17 protein-coding genes are annotated in these 15,542 nt (G+C 57.3%); 8 read left to right on the top strand and 9 right to left on the bottom strand.

Annotated elements, in window-relative coordinates; all coding sequences use genetic code 11:
* Nucleotides 1–91: 91 nt before the first annotated feature.
* The 3 genes from PQR63_RS03340 to PQR63_RS03330 are packed head-to-tail and all read right to left on the bottom strand — an operon-like array spanning nt 92 to nt 2,698.
* Complete coding sequence (locus PQR63_RS03340; RefSeq protein ID WP_408165629.1) at nt 92–658, bottom strand: VOC family protein; 567 nt, start codon at nt 656–658, stop codon at nt 92–94.
* Nucleotides 659–689: 31 nt separating this feature from the next.
* The gene (locus PQR63_RS03335) at nt 690–1,688 is read right to left on the bottom strand and encodes an ABC transporter substrate-binding protein (RefSeq protein WP_408165627.1); all 999 of its coding nucleotides are present in this window, start codon (nt 1,686–1,688) and stop codon (nt 690–692) included.
* Nucleotides 1,689–1,744: 56 nt separating this feature from the next.
* Nucleotides 1,745–2,698, bottom strand: coding sequence for a fumarylacetoacetate hydrolase family protein (locus PQR63_RS03330; RefSeq protein WP_408165626.1), 954 nt, complete (start codon nt 2,696–2,698; stop codon nt 1,745–1,747).
* Nucleotides 2,699–2,863: 165 nt separating this feature from the next.
* Between PQR63_RS03330 and PQR63_RS03325 the strand changes: the two genes are divergently transcribed.
* Nucleotides 2,864–3,808, top strand: coding sequence for a 2-hydroxyacid dehydrogenase (locus PQR63_RS03325; RefSeq protein WP_408165624.1), 945 nt, complete (start codon nt 2,864–2,866; stop codon nt 3,806–3,808).
* A gap of 73 nt (nt 3,809–3,881) precedes the next feature.
* Here PQR63_RS03325 and PQR63_RS03320 read toward each other — a convergent pair whose 3' ends face one another.
* Nucleotides 3,882–4,361 (bottom strand): VOC family protein, encoded by a 480-nt coding sequence (locus tag PQR63_RS03320; RefSeq protein ID WP_408165622.1) that lies wholly within the window; start codon nt 4,359–4,361, stop codon nt 3,882–3,884.
* 275 nt (nt 4,362–4,636) lie between these two features.
* Between PQR63_RS03320 and PQR63_RS03315 the strand changes: the two genes are divergently transcribed.
* Both PQR63_RS03315 and PQR63_RS03310 read left to right on the top strand, forming a co-directional pair.
* Nucleotides 4,637–5,281, top strand: coding sequence for a GntR family transcriptional regulator (locus PQR63_RS03315; protein WP_408165620.1), 645 nt, complete (start codon nt 4,637–4,639; stop codon nt 5,279–5,281).
* A 244-nt stretch (nt 5,282–5,525) separates the two neighbouring features.
* Nucleotides 5,526–6,635, top strand: a complete 1,110-nt coding sequence (locus tag PQR63_RS03310) for a porin (RefSeq protein ID WP_408165618.1) — start codon at nt 5,526–5,528, stop codon at nt 6,633–6,635.
* A gap of 370 nt (nt 6,636–7,005) precedes the next feature.
* Here the strand turns inward: PQR63_RS03310 and PQR63_RS03305 are convergent, their stop codons facing one another.
* The gene (locus PQR63_RS03305) at nt 7,006–7,245 is read right to left on the bottom strand and encodes a hypothetical protein (RefSeq protein ID WP_408165617.1); all 240 of its coding nucleotides are present in this window, start codon (nt 7,243–7,245) and stop codon (nt 7,006–7,008) included.
* A gap of 105 nt (nt 7,246–7,350) precedes the next feature.
* Between PQR63_RS03305 and PQR63_RS03300 the strand changes: the two genes are divergently transcribed.
* Complete coding sequence (locus PQR63_RS03300; RefSeq protein ID WP_408165615.1) at nt 7,351–8,295, top strand: LysR substrate-binding domain-containing protein; 945 nt, start codon at nt 7,351–7,353, stop codon at nt 8,293–8,295.
* On the opposite strand, the gene PQR63_RS03295 is transcribed toward PQR63_RS03300, so the two are convergent.
* From PQR63_RS03295 to aztA, 4 genes are all read right to left on the bottom strand, one after another.
* Nucleotides 8,271–8,582, bottom strand: coding sequence for a putative quinol monooxygenase (locus PQR63_RS03295; RefSeq protein ID WP_094563264.1), 312 nt, complete (start codon nt 8,580–8,582; stop codon nt 8,271–8,273). The two genes, PQR63_RS03300 and PQR63_RS03295, sit on opposite strands and share 25 nt — an antisense overlap.
* Nucleotides 8,583–8,713: 131 nt before the next feature.
* Complete coding sequence (locus PQR63_RS03290; protein WP_408165613.1) at nt 8,714–9,646, bottom strand: metal ABC transporter substrate-binding protein; 933 nt, start codon at nt 9,644–9,646, stop codon at nt 8,714–8,716.
* Between the two features lie 19 nt (nt 9,647–9,665).
* Nucleotides 9,666–10,547, bottom strand: coding sequence for a metal ABC transporter permease (locus PQR63_RS03285; RefSeq protein ID WP_094563262.1), 882 nt, complete (start codon nt 10,545–10,547; stop codon nt 9,666–9,668).
* Nucleotides 10,544–11,338, bottom strand: a complete 795-nt coding sequence (gene aztA, locus PQR63_RS03280) for a zinc ABC transporter ATP-binding protein AztA (protein ID WP_408165611.1) — start codon at nt 11,336–11,338, stop codon at nt 10,544–10,546. The genes PQR63_RS03285 and aztA overlap by 4 nt, the downstream gene beginning before the upstream one ends.
* 378 nt (nt 11,339–11,716) lie before the next feature.
* Between aztA and PQR63_RS03275 the strand changes: the two genes are divergently transcribed.
* The 4 genes from PQR63_RS03275 to PQR63_RS03260 are packed head-to-tail and all read left to right on the top strand — an operon-like array spanning nt 11,717 to nt 15,092.
* Complete coding sequence (locus tag PQR63_RS03275; protein WP_408165609.1) at nt 11,717–12,301, top strand: DUF2796 domain-containing protein; 585 nt, start codon at nt 11,717–11,719, stop codon at nt 12,299–12,301.
* 25 nt (nt 12,302–12,326) lie between these two features.
* Complete coding sequence (locus tag PQR63_RS03270; RefSeq protein WP_408165607.1) at nt 12,327–13,040, top strand: ABC transporter ATP-binding protein; 714 nt, start codon at nt 12,327–12,329, stop codon at nt 13,038–13,040.
* The gene (locus PQR63_RS03265) at nt 13,037–14,299 is read left to right on the top strand and encodes an ABC transporter permease (protein WP_408165605.1); all 1,263 of its coding nucleotides are present in this window, start codon (nt 13,037–13,039) and stop codon (nt 14,297–14,299) included. The genes PQR63_RS03270 and PQR63_RS03265 overlap by 4 nt, the downstream gene beginning before the upstream one ends.
* 31 nt (nt 14,300–14,330) lie before the next feature.
* Complete coding sequence (locus PQR63_RS03260) at nt 14,331–15,092, top strand: DUF3299 domain-containing protein (RefSeq protein WP_408165603.1); 762 nt, start codon at nt 14,331–14,333, stop codon at nt 15,090–15,092.
* The last annotated feature ends 450 nt before the right edge of the window (nt 15,093–15,542 follow it).

Here is a 15,542-nt window from a genome sequence, read left to right as displayed (position 1 = left end):
CTGCTTTCGGTTTTTACAATCGTTGGCGCGCACGCTCCCATGCCGGCTGCGTTGCAGCAGTCGGCTGAAGAATCCGCATACTTTTATTGGTTTATTTTTTGTTGGTCTTGGCGGCGATCACGGCCTGCGGCGGCGGCACTACAAAATGCTTGAAGTGGTACTGATCGAAGGAGTCGATATTGCGCTCCCACACCTTGGGTTCGTATTTGGTCTCCGGCGTGATCTGTGTCATCTCGCAGTAGATCTCGACGTTGTTGCCGTCCGGATCCTTGAAGACCAGGAACAGGTTTTCACCCGGTCCGTGCTTGCCGATACCGCGCACGATTTCAACGCCCTTCTCTTGCAGGAACTCCGCCGCGCGATCCATCTCGGCGCGATCTTCCACCAGATAGGAAAAATGTTCCATGCCGGGACGGCTGTAGCGCGGCAGGTCGTCGATATCCGGCGAATCCTTCGGAATCTGCGACAGGGCCAGATCGTGGTGATCGGTACCGGCACGTAGAAAGACCATCTGATCACTGATCCAGTCGGACACTTGCAAGCCCAGAATTTCGGTATAGAACTTGACCGATGCCTGGATGTCGCGCACGGCCAGCACCAGATGGCCGAGGCGTTTGGGGCGTATTGTTTCCCGCATTGCTTCCCGCTTTGTTTCCATTGCATTTCCTCCTTGATTTGCTCAGTAGCGCCTACTCGACGAACTTGTTGGTATAGATGTCGCTCGGTTTAATAGGCGCTTGCAGATTGAATGCCTTCTTCACAAAATCGACGGTAGCCTGCATGCGGTCTGCGCGCATCCAGCCCAGTTTTTTATTGTCGGCTTCAGGGTCGTCGATGATCTGATTGGTTTCGGTAATTTGCTGCAACAGGATGCCTTTGTCCATCAGCTTTTGTTGCGAGGCGATGGCGTCGGCGGCTTCCTTGGCGTGGGTGCGTTGATACTCGAATCCGCGATACGTCGCCTGCACGAAGCGCTTGACCAGGTCGGGGTTGCTCGCTACCAGCTTCTCGGTGGTCACGATGCCGTTACCGTAGAGATTGAGATTGAAATCGCGGTAACGCATCCAGCCCAGTTTTTTGCCATCCTTTTGCAACAGCGCTTCGAGGATGGGCTTGTTGGCGCCTTCCCAGCATTCGGCCAGATCAATGCGGCCTTCAAGGAAGGATGAATTGATCACCGACGGATCGAGGCGCAACAGCTTGACGTGATCGGCTGGCAGCTTGTTGGTTTGCAGCCAGCTCGGCACGATGTTTTGCAAAGGCGATGCCGCGCCGCCACCGAGGGACAGGCCTTTGAGGTCAGCCGGCTTTTGCAGCTTGCGCTCCGGTTTGTCGATGTAGCACAGCGCTGCAGGCCAGCGTGTGTTAATGGTGCCGACCATCACTGTCTTGCCGCCTTGAGCGCGATTCAACATGACGCTGATCGGATCGCCGTAACCGAATTCGAACAGGCCCTGATCGATTTCATTGACGGTACGCTGACCGCCGTATCCGCGGACCGCACTGACGTCGAGACCGGCTTCGGCATAGAAGCCTTTGGCGATCGCCACCAAAATACCGCCGGTGCTGCCTTGCGGCAGCCATGCCAGATTGAATTTCACCTTGTCCGCTGCAACCGCAGGCGCAGCACAGCACGAACCGATCACTACAGAAACCAGAAACTTCTTGATGCACTTGCTGATGACCATCACATTCTCCGTTGAATGCTGCGTGTACCGCTTAAGCGAGCTTCTTTACTTCGTTATCAAAGTGCGGCGGCGACTACCTTGTTGCGGATGCTGCCGATGCGCTCGATGGAGGCAATCATTTCGTCGCCCGGCTTGAGATAGACACCGCGCCCCATACCAACACCATCCGGCGTGCCGGTGGCGATCAGGTCGCCGGGCTGCAGAGTGAGAATGCCGGACAGGTAGGCGATCTGCTCGGCGATATTGAAGATCATGCCTTCGGCGGTGTCGTCCTGCATCATTTCGCCATTGACCTGCAACTGCATGCGCAGCTTCTGCGGATCGGCAATGCAGTCGCGCGGTACGATCCACGGCCCCATCGGACCGAAGGTGTCGAAACTCTTGCCGCGGAACCAGTCGTGCTTGAACGGATAGTCGGTGCGGCGATTGAGGTCGCGCGCGCTGATGTCGTTGAAGACGGTGTAGCCGGCGATAACGTCATAGGCTTCGGCAACCGAGACGTTCTTGCAGCGGCGGCCGATGATGACGCCGAGTTCCACTTCCCAATCGAGCTTTTCGGTATTGCCCGGCATGACGACGTTGGTCTCGGTGGCGGTGACGCTGGTTTCCGCTTTCATGAAGCAATAAGGCGAACTCTCGGCACGCGGCGCCAGCTCGGTGCCCATCTCGGCGGCGTGATCGTAATAATTGGACGCGGTGGCGAAGATACGGCCCGGCACGAACGGCGCAGCCAGCTTGTACGCCGACTTGTCGAGCGGCTTCACCGCACCGGCGGCGGCCAGACTCGGCAGCAGCTCTGCCAGATTCTTCAACTGTGCGTTCTGCACATCCCAGGCGCCGATCAGCGCCGACACGCTGCTGACTTCACTCGCCGCCAGACCGCTGTTGCGGCTGGCCTTGATGACTTCTGCCAGATCGAACAGAACCTCGTCCAGCACTTCCAGCACCAACGCCGGACGCGCCTGCCCGCCCTCGTTTTGCACATACGTTGCAATCGCATACCAAGCCAAGATCGCTTCCCCTCAAAAAATTTAAGCATTTCAGAACAATCAATATGAATACATTAAAACTTATACGTATACATTGCAATACAAATATGTAAAAATTTTTATACATAAGAATCGCTATGTATTCATATGGCTTTTCTATTTTTGCCAACCTTGATGAGAATGCCGATGCCCTCTTCCCCTGAATTGCTGATCCTGATTCCGCTGGCCGACGCTCTGGTGGCGCAGTTACGCGATAACCCGACGCTGCCTACCGTGCGCTACGCGCCGAAGGGAGTCAATTGGACGAATGATGAGACGCACTCAGTCAGCATCGTCCTGACCAACGGTTCAACCGGCCTGACCCGCGCGCAAATGCAGGCGATGCCGCAACTGAAACTGGTCAGCGCCTTTGGCGCGGGAGTTGAAAACGTCGATCTGACTGCCGCCAAAGAACTGGGCATCGCCGTCACGCACGCGCCCGGTGCCAACAACGCCACCGTCGCTGATCACGCCATGGCGCTGATGCTGGCGGTATCGCGCGGGCTGCATCTGCTTGATGCCGCCGTCAAAAGCGGCGGCTGGGAAAGCAATCGCGCAGCGCTTCCGACCATCAACGGCAAGCGACTCGGCATTGTCGGATTGGGAAATATCGGCGAGCAGATCGCGCGCCGGGCGGCGGCCTTCGATATGGAAGTGGCGTATCACACGCGTAATGTGCGCGAGCATGTGCCTTATCTATATTGCGCCACACCGCTGGAGCTGGCCGCGCGCAGCGACTACCTGATCCTGGCCTGCCCGGGCGGACCGGCGACGCGGCATCTGGTCAATCGGTATTTGCTGCAAGCCCTGGGGCCGCAGGCTTTTCTGATCAATATCGCGCGCGGCAGTGTGGTCGATACAGCGGCGTTGATTGAAGCATTGGCGAGCAAGCGTATTGCCGGTGCGGCACTGGATGTGGTCGATGGCGAGCCGGCGATACCGGAGGCGTTTCGCACGCTCGACAACCTGCTGCTGACGCCGCATATCTCGGGGCGTTCGCCGGAGGCGTTGCAGGCGCAATTGAAGATGTTTGAAGAAAACGTCATGGGGCTGCAGTCAGGTCATCCACTTCAACACATCGTGACAAGCTGATCGCGCACCGTGCGGTACAAACAAATACGCCCAGCCGATAAACGGGCCGGGCGCAATGAATTGAAATCAGAAATTACAGACCGCTGCGATCCGCTTTCAGATCAGGATGACGAAAGGCCGGACCATCACCCTTGGCGCTCGCCGCCGGGCCGTCCTTGGAAGCACCGCCCCAACCGTGATCGGTCAGGTCGCAGATGACGCCGTCCGGATCCTTGTATTTGACTTCGTAGAAGATGTTGCCTTTGACCGGCACCTCGCCCATGTAATACTCGCCGCCGGCTTGCTCGACATCCTTGCGTGCATCGACGATGTTGTCGACCCAGACGCCGATGTGGTGCAGGCCGACGAACTCGCGGCCACGGTCGCCGGCGGCTTCGTCGGTCTTGTAGTTGAGCAGCGCTAGCGACATCGTGCCGTCGCTCAGGTAGACGCCGCGCGCCAAGGAAGAATCGGTCTCGCCGACCTTCTTGAAGCCGAAAGCCTGCTGATAAAACTCGGCCGTTTTCCAGGGATCGGGAACGGAGATAGCGATGTGACGCAGTTTGTTAGCCATGGTGCAGCCTCCTCTTTATATGAGTAGATGAAAGCAAAATACTGGATATACACAACGGCTGATTCTACTCAGGGATTTTTTATATGTATACTTTAATTTTTAAATGTATTCATTAAAATATAATTAGATACTTTTGATCTTATACAGCTACAGGTATAGATTTTTGCTATAGTGCAAGCGATGTAAAATATACCCATCTGCATCACAAACTGAATCATCTGCAGTCGCCCTATAAAAACTGAAACCGGCCATCCAAGAAAACCGAGAACGCAAGAATGGAAACCATCTCTCTTCGCATCTATCGCACCCTGACCGATGAAATCATCAGCGGCGTGCTGCCACCCGGCTCCGCGCTGGAAGAAATCGCCCTATCCGAACGCTTTAAAGTATCCCGCACCCCGATTCGCCAGGCGCTGCGCGAGCTGGCTGCGCGCGGCATGATTGAGTTGAAGCCGCGCAAAGGCGGCATCGTCACCAGCATCGGCGTCGACGAACTGGCCGACATGCTGGAAGCCATGTGCGAGCTGGAAGCCCTGTGCTGCCGCATCTGCGCCGAGCGCATGAGCGCGGTACAAAAGAAACAGCTGGAACTGGTCCATCTGCAAAGCCAGGAATGCGTGGCTGCCGGCGACGACGCCGGCTATCTGGCGCTGAACAAGAAATTCCACAACCTGATCTGTGCCGGCGCGCACAACAAGAGCCTGGCCGACACGATTGAAAATCTGCGCGACCGCCTGGCGATGTTCCGCGCCGCACAGGCTGGCGTCGACAAGCGCCTGACGGTGTCGCACGAAGAACACGATGCGATCATCGCGGCGATTCTTGCGTCCGATCCGGAGAAGGCTTATCTGGCGATGCGCAATCACACCACACGCCTGAGCATCCATGTGCTGGAGATGATCAAGGAACATCAGGCCTAAGCCGTCGCTTCTGTTCCTGCCAAAGGCGCCCGTCTTCTGACCGGCGCCTTTTTCTTTTGCCCCTCCCTGATCAACGCGTTTGCCGGGCCGACGGCAGTGTTATTACGCTCGTCCTTTTAATTGATTCCCATAAAATCAAATAAATTCAAATTTAATTTATACGTATACATATAAATTCATATGAATTATTATTTTCTCCAAACAAGAAAAACATCGACAACAACTCTATGGAGGAGATTCAGGAATGAAACAGGCAATCAATCAGACGATGAAGGGCTTGATCACGGCGGGACTGACTTCAGTCGCGGCCTCAGCGGCAGCGCAGAGCGATACCGTGACGATGTACGGTTTTTTGAAAGTGGATGCGGAAAGCGTCTGGGCCGGCGGTGCCAATAGCGGCATCGGGCGCATGGGACGCATATCGAACAACTTGTCGGTGCTCGGTTTCAAGGGGGTGGAAGATCTGGGCGGCGGCTTGCAGGCATTTTTCCAGATTGAATCGAACGTCGGCGTCGATACCGGCAGCGGTTCGTTCGCCGATCGCAATGACAACGTCGGCTTGCGCGGCAGCCTGGGGGAGATTTTCGCCGGGCAGTACGAGTCGCCCTATCGCTTCGTGTCGGTGTACGCGATCGATCCTTTTACGGCGGGCATCTTTGCCTCCAACTCCATCATGGGCAATGGCTTCACCACGGCGGCCAATGCACAGTCGCCGGCATCTTTCGATCGTCGCCAGAAGAACCTGGTGCAATATTCAACGCCGAATTTCAACGGCCTGATCGGCCGCATCGCTTATGCAGCACGCGAAGAACAGACGGCCACGACCAATCCGGGCCTGATCTCCGGCTTGCTGACTTACGAGAACGGCCCGCTGTATCTGGCCTACGGCTATGAGCAGCACAAGGATTATTTTGCAGCCGGCACGCTGGATACCGGCCACAAGATCGGCGCCGCCTACTCCTTTGGCAACACGCGCGTGCGTTTCGCATGGGAACGCTTGCGTTACGAACCGACGGCGAGCACCAACCTGCGCAGAGATGCGTATCAACTGGCGCTGACACACAATATCGGCAGCGGCCAGTTCCGCGCGTCATATGTCCGGGCGGCACGCTCAAAGGGCAATGCGACAGCCGGCATCGGCGGCATCGGCAAGCCGGGCACGGCGTCCGGGGCGCAGCAGTTCTCCATCGGCTATGGTTACAGCTTGTCGAAGCGCACCGAACTGTGGGGCGCCTTCACCAAGCTCAACAATGAGCAGACGGCGAGCTACAACTTGTCGGCAAATGCGATCCCCGGCCTCTCCGCTGGGCAAAGCCCGGCAGGCCTGGGAATCGGCATCACGCACAAATTCTGACCGCGAGTTCTGACCGCGAGCTATAACTGCACTCATCGCTATCCCGCGGGATATTCGGTGGATATTCGGTGGAAACAAGGGCGCCCTTTGCGGGCGCCTTTTTGCTGGATGAAAGCGACGCATCATCATGATTCTTCATGCGCGTCGCTTCGATATCGTCTTCCCGCAGAGGGACATCCTGGGGGCGACATCTGTTTGCTGTGAACCGGTACGGCAAGATTGCTTCCGGCTCGTTCTCCTGTCGCTTCAAACCCGATCGTTAGTGTCAGATCGAGATGCGCGCAGCATTTTTTAACATCTCTGGCATCACGCCAATATCATTCAGTCTTTACGACTGTCTTGCATCCGCTGTATTGCTGCGATTTATCTATCAGATTTGCGATTGCAGTTGCGACAAAGCCAGCAGGTGGCTGCGATCGAGTTCGCGCAGACGGCGTTCCATGTCGGCATGGTTGATTGCGCCTTCCAGGTACGGTGCGTCATTGAGGTCGAACAAAGGGCCGTTCATGGCTGGCTTGGACGACGAAAAAGCGCGCTCAACAAAGAACTGGAAAGCTTCCAGCAAACTCTGTAAATTATTAGAAAAACCGGCAGATTGATAAGTAGACATTTCTTTCTTTCACATAAATAACGTTGCAGTGATAGTGAGAATAGGGATTACCTCCTACTTTAAAAAGCAATATTTTCCGACATCACTATAAGAAAAACTAACACCATGAGTATTTCCTTACCGCCGCTGAAGGCCCTGAAAGTGTTCGAAGCGGCAGCGCGGACGCGGAGTTTGACGATCGCTGCGCATGAATTGCATATCACGCATAGTGCGGTGAGTCAGCAAATAAAATTGTTGGAAGAACATTTCGGCCAACCGTTGTTTATTCGTCTTCCGCGTGGCGTGGAAGCAACGGAAGCAGCGCAAGTGTTTTATACGGAAGTGCGCGCTGCCCTCGATCGCATCGCCATGGCGGCGGAGCAACTGACGCTGACCGGCAAGAATCGTATCGTGCGCGTGATCACGGCACCCTCGGTGGCGATGCGCTGGCTGATTCCGCGCCTGTCGCAGTTTCAGATCGACAACCCGCGTATTGAGGTACGCGTCACGACCACGGTGTCGGAACACTTTGAAGACGTCAAAGACCCCTTTGATGTGGTGCTGTGGCGTAGTCCGTTGGAACGCAGCGGCTTTGAATGCGTGCGCTTTCTGGATGACGTCTCGGCGCCGCTGGCGTCACCGCATTATCTGGAATTACATCCGATCAACAAGCCTGCGGACTTGCTGCAGGCGTCATTGATCCATCTGAGCGTGCGTGCGGATGCATGGCAGCAATGGCTGATCAAGGCGGGTGTGCCGGTGAAGAAGAAGTTGCCGGGAACCAGCTACGAGCATTTTTTCCTGAGCTTGCAGGCGGCGTCGACGGATCTGGGGATTGCGATGGGATCGCTGGCGCTGGTCGACGATGACTTGTCGCACGGCCGCTTGCGCCAGCTGTTTCCGGAGGTGGTGTTACACGGCCAGGGCTTTCACATGCTGCATAGAATTGCCGATGGCGGTAACGCCAACACCGGTAATGCCCTGAAAACCTTTATCTCCTGGCTGATGCAGATGGGACAGGCATCAGCCTACGATCCAAGCAAGATTTACTCGGCCGATTCCAGCACGTGAACGGCACGCGCCGCGATGAGGTCTTTGGACTTTTCGCGGTAGTCGAGCATGTGCGGTTGGGTGAAGTGGACTTTGAGGGCTTCGGCGCTTTCCCATTTCTCGATGAAGGCGAAGGTATCGGGGCCGAGTTCTGCCTGTGAGCCGCCGAAGCCAGGTACGTCAATCACCGGACCGTAGTCGATGCAGCCTTGTTCGGCGCGTACGGCAGCCAGATTGGCGTGCACCAGTTTCAACAGTTCTTCGCGCTTGCCGGGCTTGGCGGTAATGATTGCAACTACGTGGACCATGTTGTCGTCTCCTCTGTGGGGTGATAAAGAAAACGACAGCATACGCGAAGTCCCAATTTCATGAAGGGACAGGCTTGATCCCTGCCCCGCGCCTTCATCCCATTCATGAAATCAATTCACTCAGTTCAGTCTCAGTTCAATTTCATCTGCGCCAACAGTTGCTCGATGTTGTAGCGCATCAGCTTCAGATACGTCGGCGCCGGGCCGTCCGCTTGCGACAGCGCGTCGGCATACAGCTTGCCTCCCAGCGCGACTCCGGCTTCCTTGCTGATCTGCTGCAGCAGCTTGGGGCTGCTCATGTTTTCGATGAAGACGGCACGGATCTTTTCCTTGCGGATCTGACGGATCAGATTGGCGACTTCTTTTGCGCTCGGCTCGCTGTCGGTCGACACGCCCTGCGGCGCCAGGAACTTGACCTGATAGTGCGCGCCAAAATATTCAAACGCGTCATGCGACGTAATCACCTTGCGCTTGGCGTCGGGGAACTGCGCAAACTGCTGCGTGGCCCAGCGATCCAGCTCATTGAGCTTGGCGATGTAGGTGTCGCCATTCTTCTGATACACCGACGCACCGGCAGGATCGAGCTTGCTCAGTGCGGCGACGATGTTGCGGGTGTAGACGACGATGTTGGCCGGATTTTGCCATGCGTGCGGATCGTTTTTGCCGTGGTGATGGTCATGGTCATGCCCATCATTTGCATCATGTTCGTCGCTGACGCGATCACGCACGGCGATGCCGTTCGATGCGACAACGATGTCGCCGCGATAGTTGGCCGATTGCACGACGCGTTCCATCCAGCCTTCAAAACCAAGGCCGTTGATGACGACCAGCTTGGCGCGGGCAACCGACTTGATATGGTCAGGTGCAGGTTGAAACACGTGCGCGTCCTGATCGGGACCGACCAGCGTGGTCACGGCGATGCGATCACCGCCGACGTTGGCGACGATGTCGCCGAGAATACTGAAGCTGGCGACAACCGGCAATTTGACGTCTGCTGCGGATGCAGAAGATACCTGGGCAAGCAGCACGGCTGCGCCCAACATGATGTGGCGGAACAATTTCACGACGACTCCTGATAAGAAATTATGCGCGCAGATGCGGCCGGCGCAACATGCGAGGCAACCAGCCGCGCGGGGCAAAAATGAGAGACAAGAAATAGAAACCGCCGGCGCACACGATGATCACCGGGCCGGACGGCACCGATGCGTAGTACGACAGCATCAGTCCGGCATAACCGGCGGCGGCGGCCTGCACGGTGCTGTTGACCAGTTGGGCCGGTAGCGTGTCATGCCACAGCCGTGCCGAGACTGCCGGTAACATCATGAGACCGACCGCCATCAGCGTGCCGAGCGTCTGAAACGACGCCACCAGATTGAGCACCACCAGCATCAGGAACAACTGCTGATAAATCGTGTTGCGACCGCCGCTGGCGGCAAGGTAAGACGGGTCGAAGCTCTCCAGCAACAAGCCGCGATACAAACCCGCCATCAGCAGGACGCTCAGGCTGGACACGCCTGCGACCAGTAGCAAGCCTTCGGTATCGACGCCGAGCACATTGCCGAACAAGATGTGCAGCAGATCGAGCTGAGTGCCGTGACCGGAAATCATGATCACGCCGAGCGCCAGCGCCACGACGTAGACGGCGGCGAGACTGGCGTCTTCCTTGAGTTCGGTGTGGCGGCTGATCCAGCCGGCCAGCGCAACCACAATCACACCGGCGAGGAAACCGCCGATGCTCAACGCCGGCAACGACAAACCGAAGAAGATGAAACCTGCGGCCACACCCGGCAACACGGCATGGCTCAGGGCTTCACCGAAAAGGCTCATGCGGCGCAAGGTCAGCATCACGCCCAGCGGCGCACTGCTGAGCGCCAACGCCAGAGTCGCCACCAGCGCACGGCGCATGAAGGCGAATTCCTGAAATGGCGCAATCGCGAATTGATAGAAATCGTGCAGCAGCATCATCGCGGCGCTCCTTCACCATGTGCATGGGCGACATCCACAACGTCCACAACGTCCGCGGCATCCACAGCACACAGCGGTGCATGCTCATCTACAGCTTCGGCCATGGAGCGCGCGCGATGCAGGTTTTCGTGGCAGAGCACGGCCTCCGTCTCGCCCCAGGCGACGACATTGCGGGCCAGCAGCAAGGATTGCGGAAATGCCCGGCGCACCTGATCGTAATCGTGCAGCACGGCGATCACCGTGCGCTGCTCGGCATGCCAGGATTTGATGATGTGCAGCAGGTCGTTGGTGGTTTTAGTGTCGATGGCACTGAAGGGCTCGTCCAGCAAAATCAGTTCGGCATCCTGCAACAGAATGCGTGCAAACAAGACGCGTTGAAACTGCCCTACCGACAAACTGGCGATCGAGCGTTGTGCAAAACCATCAAGGCCGACGGCAGCCAACGCGTCTTCTGCGCGGCGCACCATGTCGCGGCTCATGCGACGGAACAGCCCTGCTTTCGACCAGTAACCGAGCAGCACGCAATCCAGTACGGAAATGGGGAAGCTGCGATCAATCTCGGCCTGCTGCGGCAAATAAGCGATACGGCTGGCGGCGGCATGCTTGACCACGCGGCCGCTGTTGCAGCGAACCAGGCCCATGATGCTTTTGAGCAGCGTGCTCTTGCCGGCGCCGTTGGGGCCGACGATGGCCGTGAGCGAACCTTGTGCGAAATGACCGCTGACGTGATGCAGGGCCGGATGCCGGCGGTAGGTGACGGTCAGGTTTTCCAGAGAGATGGCGACGGACATGTTCACTCGCCTCCCAATGCCCACATGACACCAAGCCACAGGATCAGGCACACCGGCGCGACCAGCAACACCCGTTGCCACCAGGGCAGCGCGAGGACGCTGGTTTGTTGAAAGAAGCGGGAAAGCATAGTTGTGGCGATATTGTTGTTAGTTGACTTGCTACGGTAACGCGCATTCAGGACGCTACGGCAAATGGTCGGATGGAACCAAAATCACCGTTACAAATTTGTTTGCAACCGAGTTGCGAAACCGCAATTATAATGCAACATTGTTGCAAGATGTGACAAGCCTCGAAGAAATCCGACAATCCAGTCAAAATGCTGCCCGAGCCTTTCCTTTCGGAAATTCTGGCGGCTCACCTGAAGAAAGATCGCGTCCATGAATTCTCGCACTCCAACGTTCGGTAAGCTCAGCAAGTTAGCTGCCGTGCTCAGCTCTGCCCTCCTGCTTTCCGTAGTCACACTGGCGACCGCGCATGAAGCCCACGTCCACGGCGTCGGCAAACTCGACGTCGCACTCGACGGCAAGACACTGTCGCTGCACCTGGACTCGCCGCTGGTCAACCTGATCGGCTTTGAACATGCGGCCAAGAGCGCCAAGGACAAGCAAGCTGCGCAAGACATGGCCAAGACGCTGCGTAATGCGGCAACCGTGTTCGTCACTACCCCGTCAGCAGAATGCAAGCTCAGTGGAGTCCAATTGGTGTCCGCTGCGATCGAACCCGCCTTGCTGGGCGAAGCTGCAGCGAAAAAACCGGCCGGCCACGAAGATCATGACGGCCATGCAGACATGGATGCCGATTTCAGCTTTCAATGCGCATACCCGGAACGGCTGCAGCGTATCGACGTGAAACTGTTCGACGCCTTCAAGGGATTCAACAGCATTGACGTGCAGCTGGTGACACCCAAGCGTCAGGGTGCGGCCAAGCTGACGCCGACGGCGGCGAGCATCACCATTCAATAACTGAGTCTTTGATCAAGCAATCAATATGAGCGACGCAGCCATCGCCTTGCGCGATATTTCTTTCACCTGGCCCGGCCAGAAGACGCCGACGCTGGCGCTGGATCAGTTCGATGTGCAGGCGCATGAACAGGTCTTCGTCAGCGGCCCCAGCGGCAGCGGCAAGAGTACGCTGCTGGCGCTGATCGGCGGCATCGCCAGTCCGCAAAGCGGCAGCGTCGCCATTCTCGGACAAGCACTGGATGGCTTGCCGGCGTCAAAGCGCGATCGGTTTCGCGTCGATCATATTGGCTTCATTTTTCAACAATTCAATCTGATCCCTTATCTGTCGATTCTGGATAACGTGCTGCTGCCTTGCCAGTTCTCGGCGTATCGCCGTGAACGCGCGCTGGCGCAGGGGCAGGATTTGCATGCGGCGGCGCATTCGCTGTTGCGCAGTCTGGATCTGGCGCCAAACCTGTGGACACGCGCCGTGACGCAATTGTCCATCGGCCAGCAGCAGCGCGTCGCAGCAGCGCGCGCCCTGATCGGCCGGCCTGAAATCGTGGTCGCCGACGAGCCGACTTCGGCACTCGACAGCGACCGTCAACAAGCTTTTCTTGATCTCATTCAGCATGAGTGCGAACAAGCCGGCGCCAGTCTGGTATTCGTCAGCCATGATCAACGCCTGGCCGAGCGCTTCCATCGCCGCATTGCACTCAACGACATCAATCGTTGTGCCGGCGTGGAGGAATCGGCATGAGTTTCCTCTTTCGACTTGCCGCGCGCAGCGCCTGGAATCGCCGCTTCACGCTGGGCCTGATGCTGCTGGCGATTGCCTTGTCGAGCGCCATGCTGCTGGGCATCGAACGCGTGCGTCACGAAGTGCGCGATGGTTTCTCGCAATCGGTGTCCGGTACCGATCTCGTGGTGGGTGCGCGCACCAGCCCGGTTCAGTTGATGCTGTATGCGATCTTCCGCATTGGCGGCGCAACCAACAACATGGGTTGGGACAGCGCGCAGAAGCTGGCGAAAAATCCTGCGGTGAAATGGACGATTCCGCTGTCGCTGGGAGATTCGCATCGCGGCTTTCCGGTGCTGGCCACCAACGGCAATTATTTTGAACACTTCCACTATGGCGACGGACAGGCATTGAGCCTGAGCGAAGGCCGCCCCTTCGGCAGCGTGTTCGAAACAGTGATCGGCGCTGAAGTTGCACAACGTCTGCACTACAAACTCGGCGACCGCATCGTGCTCAGCCACGGTATGGGCAGCCTGCATCTGACCGATCACGCCGACAAACCGTTCACGGTGGTCGGCATCCTGGCGCGCACCGGCACGCCGGTGGATCGCACCGTGCACATCGGCCTCGATGCGATGGAAGCCATTCATCTGGATTGGGAAGGCGGCGCGCCGATGCCCGGCCTGACCATTGCACCTGCACTGGTGAAGAAATTCGACCTGACGCCGAAGACCGTCACTGCGGTGCTGGTCGGGCTGAAGAATCGCGCGGCTGTATTTGGCGTACAGCGCGATATCGCCGACGACAACAGCGAACCCTTGATGGCAGTGCTGCCCGGCGTGGCGCTGGATGAATTGTGGCAAGTCGTCGGCGTCGGCGAAAACGCGTTGCTGGTGGTATCCGGCATGGTGGTGATCGTCGGCCTGGCGGGACTGGTGTCGGCGATTCTCGCCAGCCTGGGAGAGCGCCGTCGCGAGCTGGCAGTGCTGCGCTCAGTCGGTGCGCGCCCCGGCGATATTTTCCTGCTGCTGGCACTGGAAGGACTGGCAGTAATGTTGGCCGGCGTCATACTGGGCGTGGTTTTGCTGACGCTGGCCTTGTTTGCGCTGGGGCCCTTCCTCAGTGCGCAATTTGGCGTAACATTGCATCCGGCCCTGCCTGCTTCCGGTGAATTGCAGTTGTTGTTATGGACCATTGTTGCCGGCTTTGTCGCCAGCCTGTTGCCGGGTTTGCGCGCATACCGCCTCAGTCTGGCAGATGGTTTGACACCCCGAATTTAAGGTCACGCATTGAACGCGTGAAAATGAAATCATGAAAAGTATTACCTGGATAGGCGGCATCATTGCCGCAGGATTGCTGGTCGGTTACGGCGTCCACCTTGCTGCGACGCCGAAGGCCTCGGCTGCGGCGGCAGCTGCAACTGTTGCTGCGGCAGTCAACGCCGGTGCGCCGATTGCCTCAGCCTCGTCTTCTGCTGCGGTAGCGGCTGCTCCGACAGGCACCGCACCGTATTCCGACAACGCCCAATACAAGGTCGGCGATCATTTGCAGCAAAGTCCCGATCTGTCTAACAATCCCTACAAGCCGTCCGGCAAAAACGACGGCGCCTTCCGCGAAATCGCCTGGGAATCCCTGATGCCGAAAAACTGGGATGCCATGGCGCCGTTCAAGGGATTGAAACTGGACAAGATGGAAGACGGCGACCCGCGCGCCATGGAAGCACTGTGGAAAGCCAAGAAGTACTGGAAAAATGCGCCCATCGATCCAAGCATGGATGGCGTATCGATCCGCATCCCCGGCTTTGTGGTGTCACTGGAACGTGAAGGCGAAGCGCTGAAGGAATTCTTGCTGGTGCCCTACTTCGGCGCCTGCATCCACGTACCGCCGCCACCTGCCAACCAGATCATTCACGTCCACAGTAGCAAACCGGTCAAGAATATACGCACCATGGACGCGGTGTGGATCAACGGCGTGCTGAAGGTGGAGCATTCGGACACGATGATGGGCACGGCAGGCTACAGCCTGGCCTCGGTCAAGGTCGAACCGTACACGGATCAGGCGCCTGCGCAGTAGGTAGTTTCAGTTCCGAACGGTGGATTTGCAGGCAAAGTTATCCCCACATTTTGGGAGCAAGCCTGTGGATAAGCGCTGGAGAAGTCGCTTAAGTGTTTGATAACAATCGGAATTTCAATTCGTTGTCATTCTTGAGCAATCGTGGAAAAGATGCCGACAAAATACAGGTAATTACGCACCCCGCGCCACCGGCTGACGAATCAGCAGGGAGGATGGCAGCTTCCAAAACGTGTGCGTACAGCCGGGTTACAACGCCACTATCCGGCATTGGCGACTACTCAAGCCAATTCTCGCGGATCTCTGCTACAAAATCGTTGAGGAAAAAAAACCTGCGATACTTTCGTATCGCAGGTGAATCTAAAGCAAGTTTAGAGGAGACAAGCGAGAGTGTATCGACGACGTATGACGGCTTCGTGACACTCTGAAACTGTTTCGCGCATTTTCGAATCG

It is taken from the genome of Herbaspirillum rhizosphaerae (genome assembly GCF_046025915.1).
Classification (GTDB): Bacteria; Pseudomonadota; Gammaproteobacteria; order Burkholderiales; family Burkholderiaceae_D; genus Herbaspirillum; species Herbaspirillum rhizosphaerae_A.
Note: the sequence above shows the minus strand (reverse complement) of the source record. Positions and strands in the feature narration are given on the sequence as shown.

What these genes read in the sequence shown, in the direction of transcription:
- PQR63_RS03305 (WP_408165617.1), bottom strand. Translation starts at nt 7,245, where the DNA reads ATGTCTACTTATCAATCTGCCGGTTTTTCTAATAATTTACAGAGTTTG.
- PQR63_RS03260 (WP_408165603.1), top strand. Translation starts at nt 14,331, where the DNA reads ATGAAAAGTATTACCTGGATAGGCGGCATCATTGCCGCAGGATTGCTG.
- aztA (WP_408165611.1), bottom strand. Translation starts at nt 11,338, where the DNA reads ATGTCCGTCGCCATCTCTCTGGAAAACCTGACCGTCACCTACCGCCGG.
- PQR63_RS03300 (WP_408165615.1), top strand. Translation starts at nt 7,351, where the DNA reads ATGAGTATTTCCTTACCGCCGCTGAAGGCCCTGAAAGTGTTCGAAGCG.
- PQR63_RS03310 (WP_408165618.1), top strand. Translation starts at nt 5,526, where the DNA reads ATGAAACAGGCAATCAATCAGACGATGAAGGGCTTGATCACGGCGGGA.
- PQR63_RS03315 (WP_408165620.1), top strand. Translation starts at nt 4,637, where the DNA reads ATGGAAACCATCTCTCTTCGCATCTATCGCACCCTGACCGATGAAATC.
- PQR63_RS03285 (WP_094563262.1), bottom strand. Translation starts at nt 10,547, where the DNA reads ATGATGCTGCTGCACGATTTCTATCAATTCGCGATTGCGCCATTTCAG.
- PQR63_RS03325 (WP_408165624.1), top strand. Translation starts at nt 2,864, where the DNA reads ATGCCCTCTTCCCCTGAATTGCTGATCCTGATTCCGCTGGCCGACGCT.
- PQR63_RS03265 (WP_408165605.1), top strand. Translation starts at nt 13,037, where the DNA reads ATGAGTTTCCTCTTTCGACTTGCCGCGCGCAGCGCCTGGAATCGCCGC.
- PQR63_RS03340 (WP_408165629.1), bottom strand. Translation starts at nt 658, where the DNA reads ATGGAAACAAAGCGGGAAGCAATGCGGGAAACAATACGCCCCAAACGC.
- PQR63_RS03275 (WP_408165609.1), top strand. Translation starts at nt 11,717, where the DNA reads ATGAATTCTCGCACTCCAACGTTCGGTAAGCTCAGCAAGTTAGCTGCC.
- PQR63_RS03270 (WP_408165607.1), top strand. Translation starts at nt 12,327, where the DNA reads ATGAGCGACGCAGCCATCGCCTTGCGCGATATTTCTTTCACCTGGCCC.
- PQR63_RS03295 (WP_094563264.1), bottom strand. Translation starts at nt 8,582, where the DNA reads ATGGTCCACGTAGTTGCAATCATTACCGCCAAGCCCGGCAAGCGCGAA.
- PQR63_RS03335 (WP_408165627.1), bottom strand. Translation starts at nt 1,688, where the DNA reads ATGGTCATCAGCAAGTGCATCAAGAAGTTTCTGGTTTCTGTAGTGATC.
- PQR63_RS03320 (WP_408165622.1), bottom strand. Translation starts at nt 4,361, where the DNA reads ATGGCTAACAAACTGCGTCACATCGCTATCTCCGTTCCCGATCCCTGG.